Annotated in this window: 7 protein-coding genes; all 7 read right to left on the bottom strand. The window is 40.8% G+C overall.

Features of this window, described 5'->3' with window-relative positions:
• On the bottom strand, positions 1 to 226 hold a 226-nt coding region (locus Q8907_08225; GenBank protein ID MDP4274249.1), incomplete at its 3' end, for a hypothetical protein.
• Positions 227 to 562: 336 nt separating this feature from the next.
• On the bottom strand, positions 563 to 1,237 hold the full coding sequence (locus Q8907_08220; GenBank protein ID MDP4274248.1) for a hypothetical protein: 675 nt from the start codon (positions 1,235 to 1,237) through the stop codon (positions 563 to 565).
• Positions 1,238 to 1,267: 30 nt separating this feature from the next.
• The gene (locus Q8907_08215) at positions 1,268 to 2,290 is read right to left on the bottom strand and encodes a family 43 glycosylhydrolase (protein MDP4274247.1); all 1,023 of its coding nucleotides are present in this window, start codon (positions 2,288 to 2,290) and stop codon (positions 1,268 to 1,270) included.
• Between the two features lie 31 nt (positions 2,291 to 2,321).
• On the bottom strand, positions 2,322 to 3,743 hold the full coding sequence (locus Q8907_08210) for a SusE domain-containing protein (protein MDP4274246.1): 1,422 nt from the start codon (positions 3,741 to 3,743) through the stop codon (positions 2,322 to 2,324).
• A gap of 33 nt (positions 3,744 to 3,776) precedes the next feature.
• Positions 3,777 to 5,693 (bottom strand): RagB/SusD family nutrient uptake outer membrane protein, encoded by a 1,917-nt coding sequence (locus Q8907_08205; GenBank protein MDP4274245.1) that lies wholly within the window; start codon positions 5,691 to 5,693, stop codon positions 3,777 to 3,779.
• A 4-nt stretch (positions 5,694 to 5,697) separates the two neighbouring features.
• Positions 5,698 to 8,913 (bottom strand): TonB-dependent receptor, encoded by a 3,216-nt coding sequence (locus Q8907_08200; GenBank protein MDP4274244.1) that lies wholly within the window; start codon positions 8,911 to 8,913, stop codon positions 5,698 to 5,700.
• A gap of 497 nt (positions 8,914 to 9,410) precedes the next feature.
• A partial coding sequence (locus tag Q8907_08195; protein MDP4274243.1) for a DUF4974 domain-containing protein occupies positions 9,411 to 9,628 on the bottom strand: 218 nt, incomplete at its 5' end.

The raw sequence follows: 9,628 nt of genomic DNA, 5'->3' as shown, positions 1-9,628 counted from the left end.
TATTTACCTGTGTTGTATATGAGGGAACAGACAAGTTACGGTTAATCACATTAAAGCTTGGACTATTTTCAAAAATACTATCACCTGAATATTCCATGCGGATAAGAGTAGGGGTCAATACTGTAAAACGGGCATGACCATCGACGATGGTGTCAGAAGATTGAGCTTTTCCATTTTGAAAAAGCAGAAAACAAAAAATAAAAATCAGGGGAAATATTTTATTCATAGGAAGAGTATTTAATTTTCAAAGGTGGTAGGGAACACCATGTTTGCTATTTTACCTAAGTGATCAGTCAGCCGACGGATCGGTTCATAGTTGTTTTTGTGTCTCCGGAAACATGGGCGTTTCATAAATACTTATTCTGATGTTTAATAAAAAGAGAAGATGCTACCGGGAGCATCCTCTCTTTTCTATATTTTACGGCAGCTTAGCAATTACTCCGGTAAAACTCAGCTATTCAAAAGAAATTGAACAGTTTAAATTTTCCACAGTAAACATACGCGGATAAGTAACCTTTCAGCAACTATGCGAAACTGCCACATCAGGGATGGAAACCCTTAATCAGGATTTTCTAAAAAATGTCTGCAAATTCTCATCAGCAAGAGCATTATTCACTTGATTTGTCAATGTTTCCTGAGCGACTGCAATATCAAAATTGCAAGCCGTGAATAAAGGCTTCTCCTGTACTTTTCTATTCACCCACTTCGGAGCTTTAATGTCCGGAACTGATTTCACAGATAAAAGATTGTACGATACTTTAGGTATGTTTTTATCAGAAAGCGCGGCAATAGAAGAGTTTTGAACCGTAACGTTAATTGTTGCAGTGACTGAGTCTGCCACTCCGTCTGTTCTTGTCCCGGCAATAGTCAGCTTCAAGGTGTCCGTCGTATTCTCTGTCAAATGCATTTGGTGTAAGTAATCCAGTATTTGCTTGTCCGATAGGGTCAACACCCTGACGTTGTTATCGGCAGCTTTGCTATTGTCGGTGAGTACAACCGTGGTATCGTTCTTACTGTTCGACAAAGTCAACTTGTAGGAAGGCGACTTTATGTCAATCCAACGTATAGTAGCCACTGTCGTATCGGCGCTCGTTTTACCAATGCTGACATTGTAGGTGGACGATTCTATTTTCATTTTAGTAGCCAGAGGATCACCCAAACCTTTATCATCGCAGGCATTCAATACGCAAACACAAACCAATGCAGCTGTCATATAAAAAATAAATTTCTTCATCATTTATTAATTATTAAATTTTTCACAACATCATTAATTATTAAAGGTCGGACCTTGCGTCGGGGTAGAAGAAGGGACACCATCTTTCACTGTTGGCCAATCATCGACCCAGGTTATGGGATCGAGCATCAAGCAACGTCCGGCATTAACATCAGCTACATTCCAGGCATGATACAGTATCCAGGTTACACCTTTGTCATCGGTAATGAGCCCGGAGTTATGGCCTGTTCCTTTAAAAGCATTACTGCCGGAAATGACCACTTCATAACCATTGTCCATCATGGATTTGCCGTTCTTATCGACATAGGGTCCCAATAATGATGTTGAACGCCCGACAACTGTCTGGTAAGTGGAAGCCAATTCGTTACAGCACGTTCCGACCGAAGCGAACAAATAATAATAATTGTTGTGCTTGTAAATAAACGTACCTTCAAAGGCATTTCCGGCCAACTGGACGGGTTTGCTGCCACTCAGGATTTTTAGCCCGGTATTATTCAATTCGATGTAATAGATACCCTGGAAACTTCCCCAAATCAGATATTTGTGCCCGTTTTCATCAAAGTAGCACGGATCGATGCTGTTCAGTACCCCGCAATCCTGACTGATTACCAGGCTGCCCAAATCGGTAAACGGTCCGGCCGGGTCCAATGCTGTGGCTACCCCTACGCCGTTTTTATGGATTTCGCCCCAAGTGGATAAGGCATAATACATCACATACTTCCCTCCGATATAATGAATATCGGGAGCCCAGACACTACCGCCAGGCAACCACGAAGGATAGTTGTTCCCTGAAAGTGCATTTCCTCCCTCAGTCCAATCTACCATGTCGGTAGATTCTAATATTTTCGCTGTGGTGGAATAGACATAGAACTTCCCGTCGCGCGCCCTGATCACGGTAGGATCAGCAGCGTCCCCATTATATACTGGATTGGTATAGGTACTCGATATCGTTCCTCCAAATATAGGCGCATTAATATCCTTTGATTTTGAGCAACCCAAGACACCTCCAAGTAGTACTACGAGTAATGTATACTTTATATTATTCAATTTTTCCATTGTCTTACATTAATATTAATAATCGTTGTTTCTATTGTACCATGGTCACTTTCATGTTGTGGAGGTCGACCTTTACTGTCCAAACTCCGGTAACTCCCGGTACAAATTTGTTGTCCCCGGATACCGTTATGCCTCTAACTCCGGCATCCAACCATACATTGCACGGATTATTATTTGTTGTGGAAACAGATACAATCTCATTCTTCCATTGACCAGGTATTGTAATAATCTTAAATCCAGTAGTACCACCATTGAAAGAGGTTTTCAAAGTCCAGATCTCCGGATGATTCTTCAGATCGCTATGAACGAAAGGACAGGAATTACGGCCATTGTCCCATCCTACAGGGACGGCATCACCGGCAGCCCACATCCCTCCATAAGGCAATTTATATACATCGAGACATACTATTTTCTTATCTGCTAAATTAACTGTGATTTCATAATTGGCAGTCTTTGTAATATTCAGCATAGTAGCTCCCGATTGAGCTATCACCAACTTTGAATTGTCGTTGGCATCCGGAACATACGCAGGCCAGGTATTGTTCATGTCGGAAGCAAACCGGATTTGTGTACCTGCTGTTAACGTACCGCTCCAGTGGAAGTAATCGGAACCATCATCTAGGTTATCCATCGGAGTAACTGTTTCCAGACCATTGGCTGAGGTTACCATATAGAACGCATGATATACCGGCGTTTTTTCTATGGTTACAGTCATTTTATTAAGATTGACTGTAATATTATAAAGTCCTGCTTCAGTAATGGTAAAGTGATTACCCGCATTTGTCTTCGAATAGGTCAATGTATTATCGGTGCTTCCTTTTACGTAAGCAGGATTACCATTGTTTTTATCGGTAGAGAACCAATACTCGCAAGGAGACAAAGAGCCTGACCAATGGTAAATGCTGTCGTCTTGAGTCGTTTCCATGGTTATGACACGGTTCGTTCCGCCTGCCTGTGTCCAGGTATACATTATATCCTGCGGGTCGTAACAGGCAACTTTGAGCTGTACTTTCGAAGTTTCAGGTTTCATATAGTTCTTTGAAGCAATAACTTTAGCAATGACTTCACCCACAAGGTTTACCTTATCACCCGGATTGAACCCCCATGATGCAAGCAGGTCGTTGACTTGGCGATTCGTCCAACTAATGGAACGCGTTCCCGCATCAATTTTTACCAGTTCACTTACCTCATCTTTGGCATCAGCATTGTACAAACGGAAGTAATAGGTCAACTGAGTATCCGAACCACGGTCAATGGCTTCATTCCAGGTAAATTTAACAGCTTCTTCATCCTGATATGCCCGCTCCAGCGTAATACTGTCCGAAGAAGCAGTTACCTTCATCTGATCATTGGGCGCATTCAGCGTATAATAATCGGGCTCCTTGTTGCATCCAGCAAAAATGGGTATCAAAAACAGAAGCAGATATAATTGTTTCTTAATATTCATATTCATTTTCATAGCTTTATTATCTAAATGTTTGAGTCTTTAATTCCAGAAAGGAGATTGGACCAGGTTCGGGTTTTTATCCATCTCAGTAATATAAACAGGGAACCAGTAATAAGCTTTTTTCCATACACGGGTCTGGTATATTGTACGCTGATAGAAATCTGCAGCATTGGCACCTGAAAAATTCATCCCGTAGTCATCACCTGTCACTTCCGGCAAATTTTCTGCATCTTTCCAACGGCGGATGTCGTCCCAGCGTGTACCTTCGCAGCATAGTTCTACACGGCGTTCCATGTGTACTATTTTGCGGATGGCATCCTGAGTGTCATCTACATGGATGAAGTTTGCATCATCCTGAGCAACAGCTGCTGTGGTATATTGACGAACGCCGGCACGTACACGTATCTTATTTATATAGGTTAATGCTTCCAGTCTTGCCGAACTATTATCGTAAGCCTCATTTTCAGCTTCAGCATAATCCAAATATGCGCCACCCAAACGATAGAGCCATAGAGGACGAGTATTCAGCCAACTGCCCTTTTTATTGTTATCAAAAGGATATATTTTCTTACGGACCAAATAGCCGTTTTGCGGAGCATCGTGTGTATAACCATTATCTTTATGATTCTTGAAGAAATCATATTTTCTGGATGCCACAGAGTACCAGGAGCCATTGTAACTTACCGCCGTATAGAAACGGGGTTCACGGTTACAATACATATTATAGGTACCCAAAGCGGTTACTTCTCCCTTTACACCGGTTCCCTCATTCCAATTGGTAGTTCGGGTCTCTTTGGCGGAAGAAAAACCTGTTTCAACATAACCACTGTTCGGATCGGTAATTGGCAAACCATTTTTGGTGAAAAAAGCATCCACCAGGCCCTGGTAAACTCCTAAGCCGTTACCACCACCAAATTCAAGGGTAAGGGATTTCCGTGTATAATATTGATAATTCCAGTCTGTACTATTAGTACTGGTATATGGGAATAGAATCTCTTTATTTCCACTGGTATACTTGGTAAAGAACATGTTTTCGCAAGATTTGAACGGATCAACCGTACCATCATCATTATATTCGACATACAACTTATGGCCGGCATTTTCTGCTTCATCAATCAAAAGTTTGAAGGCTTCAGCTGCTTTTATCCACTTGTTCTGGTCATAAGTAGTACTGAACAAGTGTGTACCATCTTTATTGGTATAACCCTTATACCATTCATTTCCATTACATAATGGACTGGCTGCGAAAAGCAACATACGGGCACGTTCCGTCAAACACATAATGGAAGTAACACGGCCATATTTCTCCGCCTGGGAATAAGAGGCCGGAAGTAGTTTAGAGGTGGCAAGCATATCTTTATCCAAATAATTGACAATGGAATCGAAAGGTGTACGGCCAGTCAACAAGTCGGATAATTTAAAATCGGACGGAGCTATATAATTGGGTTTAAAAGGAACAGGCCCATAGGTTTTTGCCAAATTCCACCAATAATAATCTGTCAGGAAACGGCATTCTGCTTTCATATAATTCACTTCAGTTTGCGTCAGGTCTTCTTCAGGCAGGGGTTTGACATTTTTGATGAAAAGATAGGCTTCACGGATTCTTCGTGGATAATCTGCCCAAAAATTACCATTCCATCCTGTATTCGGGGTCCATTGACCGAATATTTTGGGAATATTGGGCCAATCCCATTGTTGCCATCTTTTTGAAGGGGTTATATCGTCTGCAAAGACTTCCCAACCGATATCATTTAAATAGCCTCTCGATGGATTTGGTAATCCGGCATAGACATAAGCCAGAGCATCTTCTACTTTGGTCCTGTTTTGGTAAACCATATCCATGGTCAACTCCGTATCCGGTTCTTTATCCAGGTAACTACAGGAATTAAAAGAAAGTAAACAGAGGAATCCGGCTATGATTGTATTTATTTTTTTAAATTTATTCATTTTCTTCATTCATTTAAAAATTAACATCGATACCAAACATCACTGAACGCATAGGCGGATATCTCAAACCATCGGTTGAAGCTAATTCTGGATCCCACATTTTGAATTTAGAAATGCAGAACAGATTGTTGCCGCTTATGTAAAACCGAATACTATTGGAATGGAGCCTGGTAATAATAGGTTTAGGCAGACTGTAACCACATTCTATTGTTTTACAACGCAAGAAACTCATATCCTTCTTCCACCAGGTAGAAGAACGATAATTCTGTTGATTGGGCGATTCGGACAAGCGGGGCCAAAAGACATTCTGCGAAGGGTTTTCTTCTGTCCAACGGTCTTGATAGTTGGAATAGATATTACCCAGCAGTCCTTGGCCGCTTCCTGGAAGGAAATAAGAAGATCCTCCGATGATGCGATGTGTGTCGCCAATTCCCTGAAAAAATACATTCAAATCCCAATTACGGAAAACGATGTTGCCGCCAAAACCATAAACAATACGGGGATCGGCCGTACCGCCGATATATCCTTCATCAGCATCGGTAATCATGCCGTCACCATTCATGTCTTTGTATTTAATATCCCCGGGACGAACAGTGGCAGCGCCCACTGATTGAGCAGGAATACCGAATTTTAAGATTCCGTTGGCATCAAAATCATCTTTTGTGAACAATCGTTCTGTCTGAAGTCCCCAAAGGGTATTCATCGAACGTCCGGTTATAGCGCGATATGTTCCTATCCTGCCTTCCGGCTCATCTATCTCATTAATTTTATTGATGGCATAGGAGAACGTGGAGCGGAAACCTACACTCCAGTCATTATCAATTCTTTTATTATAATTCAAAGAGGCATCTACACCTTTGTTGGTCACTTTCCCATAATTTGCCCATGGAGTAGTGATGTAACCGGCTTGAGTAGGAATAGTACTGCGTTGCATAAAGATGTTCGAACGTTTTTCCCTGAACAGGTCTACCTGCAATTCAAATGCATTGTTCCACAAACCGAGTTCATAACCAAGATCCGATTTCCATGAAGTTTCCCAAGTCAGATTGCTGACCCCTATATCCCCTTCGGTAATACCGCTGCGATTAACCTGCCCATTGTCACCCCATTGGTAAGAACCTTGGCCGGTATAAATCGTCGTTATATAGGCGAAACGACGTCCGCCGATATTATCATTGCCGACTTTACCATACGAACCTCTAAGTTTCATTTTACTGATAGTCCCTTTAAAGCTTTTCATGAAGGGCTCTTCCGAAATTAACCAACCTAAGGCCACCGAAGGGAAGAAACCGAAACGTTGGCCTTTGGCAAAGTTCTCGGAACCGTTATAACCGAAATTGAACTCCGTTATATAACGGCGATCGAATACATAGGACAAACGTCCGGCAATACCTTGCTTACGGTAAGGCTGAACGGTGCCCTGATCATAACTTTGCTGATTATAGAGGAACAAAGCATCTATATCGTGTTTTCCGAACGTACGGTTGTAAGTCAAATTCCCTTCCAGATAAATATTCTTGGTACCGTAGCCTCCACTGTTTCCAGAACTTAATGACTCATCGCCATAGCTAAGGACGGTATGAATCAATTTACCTTCTTCATCCCTGCCGGTAGCAATATTGTAATACGTTGGATTCTGGTCCCGATAACGGCCGCTATAATTGTACGAGTCGAAAGAGAAGGTGAATTTTGCTTTCAACCCGGGTGTAAACATTTTCATGTTCTGTTCGAGTGAAACTAAAGACTGGAGTTGTGTATTAATATCAATCTTGTAACCCGATTGAGTGCCTACTGCCCAAGGATTAACCCGATTCGCTACGACAGGGATTGTTCCGTCTGAATAACGTGCCGGATATGCAATCGGACTTGTTTTGAACGCATCAGAAAATAAATCATTAATGCTGCAATCGGGGGAATGACGGTTCTGCATATAACCGCCGACATTCAAACGCAGGGTAGTTGTCTTGGTAATGTCCAAATCGACATTGGAACGCATGTTATACCGGGTCAATTTAAGATCTGTATCGTAAGGAAGGTTTTTATCTGTTGCGATCATACCTTGTTCATTATACACAGATGCAACCAAACAATAGCGTAAGAAATTTGAACCGCCGCTTACCGTCAGATTGCTTCTTGTAGAATAAGCATATTTTTTTGAAATTTCATCTATCCAATTTACATCAGGGTAAAGGTCTTTGTCGTATCCGTAACGTGTTTTATCAATTTGTTCCTGCGAATAAGGCAGTTGCGACTTGTTTTCTTTCAACTCGTTGAGGAGTTCCATATAATCGGCTCCGCCAATAAATTGCGGAAGTTGGGTAGGTCCCGAAATAGAATGTTCAACACGAAGATCCACTGTCGGAGGTCCAACACTGCCTCGTTTTGTATTAATGATAATAACCCCGTTAGCGCCGCGTACACCATACATGGCACTGGCCGATGCATCCTTCAACACTGAAAAAGACTCAATCTCGGAAGGGTCAATATTGTTTAAGTCACGTTCAATACCATCAACCAATACCAATGGCGTTGTTGTTCCTGAGAAACTCGATATACCCCGAATCCAGAAATTGGAATTATCATATCCGGGTTCACCCGAACGGGTTACAGCGATCAAACCTGAAACTTGTCCGGCAAGGTTATTGGATAAGGAACGTGTAGAACCTACCTGCAATTTTTGGGGTTCCAGGGTTTCAATGGCACCAACAACCGACAATTTTTTCTGGCTACCATAACCCGTTACCACAAATTCGTTCAAGGCCATTACATTTTCTTCCAGTGTAATGTTAAAATTAATTTCGTTACCTACTTTAATTCTTTGGGTTTTGTAACCCACATACGAAAATTCGATAACAGAACTTTTATCGGGGACATTCAGGTAAAAATGCCCGTTTACATCCGTAATCGTATTTCTCGAAGCTTCTTCACCGACTACTTTTACACTTACACCGGGCAAAGTATTTTTTTCTTTATCCAGTACCGTTCCCGAAATCCGGATATCGTTGTTGGGAGACTTTCTGACTGCAGGTCTGTTGTGAATCGTAATTTGTCGGTCTTTGATTTCATAAGTATTGCTAGTTCCCGTAAAGACTATATTCAATAATTCGTCTACGGATTTATTGACTGCATTTATTTTAACTTTGCGGTTAAGATCGACCGCCCCATCCCGGTATACTATGACAAACTTACTATTCTTCTCAATTTGTTTGAAGATCTGTAAAACGGTCATCTCTCCGTGAATAGAAAATATTTCCTGCTTGGGACGGGTTGGATTTGCTAAAATGTTTTCTGTAGTGAATAAAAAAATCAAAAAAATCAAAAAAATATTTTTTAGTGATAACAAATACCTTGTTTTAGCCTTTTTATGGCTATTAGTCAAGTAATTTTTCATACATTTAAAAAGTTTTAGTTAACGATAAATTTTAGTTTTAAAATTTTCAGGTTGGATGGGTTGATGAAGAACCTGCTCAACCTTTTTTTTATTCTATGGTCCATTCATTTCCATTCTGTTTTTGTTTTTTTTATTAAAAGTTATGTGTTAATACAATTATGGCACTGATAATATTTTACCAGGAGCATTCTTTGATATTTAATTTTGCCCTTTTAATGCAAGGTTTTAAATTCTGGCAGACATACTTTTGCCCGGATACTCAGATTTCAGGTAATCTGCTTTTGCAAAATGCCAGTAAAAGAATTATATATAGAAGTAAAAATCATTTTCAATTATCATTTTAAACGATATTCTCCATCCTTCGTTGTAACAACTTTCGCCGGGATTATCGAAGCTAAATTCTCTAATACATCCTTCAAATCTTCCCGAATATCCAGCTTCCCGCTAAAAGTAACATTCGATATTTTCGGGCTGACAACGATTTTCTTCCCATAATGCTGCATTAATTTATCTGCAATGTTTTGGATAGATTCCTCATGAAATTCATAGTATC

This window comes from Bacteroidota bacterium (genome assembly GCA_030706565.1).
Lineage (GTDB): Bacteria > Bacteroidota > Bacteroidia > Bacteroidales > JAUZOH01 > JAUZOH01.
The sequence above is the reverse complement of the archived record's forward strand: the minus strand, read 5'-3'. Positions and strand labels throughout refer to the sequence as shown.

What these genes read in the sequence shown, in the direction of transcription:
- Q8907_08220 (MDP4274248.1), bottom strand. Translation starts at nt 1,237, where the DNA reads ATGATGAAGAAATTTATTTTTTATATGACAGCTGCATTGGTTTGTGTT.
- Q8907_08215 (MDP4274247.1), bottom strand. Translation starts at nt 2,290, where the DNA reads ATGGAAAAATTGAATAATATAAAGTATACATTACTCGTAGTACTACTT.
- Q8907_08210 (MDP4274246.1), bottom strand. Translation starts at nt 3,743, where the DNA reads ATGAATATGAATATTAAGAAACAATTATATCTGCTTCTGTTTTTGATA.
- Q8907_08205 (MDP4274245.1), bottom strand. Translation starts at nt 5,693, where the DNA reads ATGAAGAAAATGAATAAATTTAAAAAAATAAATACAATCATAGCCGGA.
- Q8907_08200 (MDP4274244.1), bottom strand. Translation starts at nt 8,913, where the DNA reads ATGACCGTTTTACAGATCTTCAAACAAATTGAGAAGAATAGTAAGTTT.